Consider the following 1014-nt stretch of genomic DNA (forward strand, 5'->3'; position numbering starts at 1 on the left):
GCCTGCGCGCACGACAGCGTCCGCGTGTCGTGAAGCTGCACGTCGAAGCCGCCCGCGCGCCGCGCCCCGTCCGCCGCGCCGAGGCTGCCCGACAGCCCGCTGGAGATCGTCAGGCACAGCGTGGGCCGCTCGCACGCCGCGAAGAGCTCCATGAACTGCTGTGGGGTGGGCTGACTCGTCGTGGGGTGGTTCTGGCCCGAGCGCAGCTGTTCGAAGAAGCGCGCGCGGTCGAGCTCGCTGGCGAGGTGGCTGGTGTTGCCGAAGTGCACCGAGAAGGGCGCGAAGGGCGCCGTCAGCAGCCCCTCGGGAAAATCGCACCCGCCGTCGGTGACGACGTCGAACTTCGCGGTGTCGCTCGTCATGCGTGCTCCGTTCCGTCCGGCGCCCTCGTGGGGCCGTCCGGGCCCATCGTAGCGTGAGGCGGCGCCCGCGCGGACGCCGCCTCAAGGTTCGCTCAGGCCGGGCGCACCCTCCGCTCAGCGGATCAGTGAGCCGCCCCAGCGTTCCAGCAGCTTGAGGGCCGCCGTGTGGTCCTCGTCCGCGCCGATCTCTCGCGACGCGGCGCGCATGAGGCTCTCCGTGAGCGCGAAGATCGGCGCGGGCACCCGCGCGTCCCGCGTGACGTCCACCGCGAGGCCCGCGTCCTTCGCGAGGAGGCCCAGCTTGAACGTCGCGGGGAACTCGCGCGTCAGCACGCGCTGCGGGATGAGGTTCTCGCTGGCGTTGCTTCGCCCGGACGACGCGTTGATGACCGACAGGGCCGCGCCGACGTCCACGCCGAGTGCCGCGAGCGCCTCCAGGCCCTCCCCGGTCGCCCAGAGGTTCACGGCGAGCAGCATGTTGTTCACGGCCTTCACCGCGTGTCCCGCCCCGACGTCCCCGACCCGCACGATCTTCGCGGCGAAGGCCTCCAGCGCGGGCCGCACCTCCTCGAAGGTGCTCTCCGCGCCGCCGAACATCACGCTGAGGTGGCCCGCGAGGGCGCCCGCCGTGCCGCCCGACACGGGCGCGTCC

2 protein-coding genes are annotated in these 1014 nt (G+C 73.2%); both read right to left on the bottom strand.

Annotation, left to right across the window (positions count from 1 at the left end; genetic code table 11):
• Window positions 1-362: DegV family protein (locus tag DEIPI_RS0111305; protein WP_027481851.1), on the bottom strand; the 362-nt coding region annotated here is incomplete at its 3' end.
• A 114-nt stretch (window positions 363-476) separates the two neighbouring features.
• The coding region (locus DEIPI_RS0111310; protein ID WP_027481852.1) for an NAD(P)-dependent oxidoreductase at window positions 477-1014 on the bottom strand (538 nt) is incomplete at its 5' end.

This window comes from Deinococcus pimensis DSM 21231 (assembly GCF_000519345.1).
GTDB lineage: Bacteria > Deinococcota > Deinococci > Deinococcales > Deinococcaceae > Deinococcus_A > Deinococcus_A pimensis.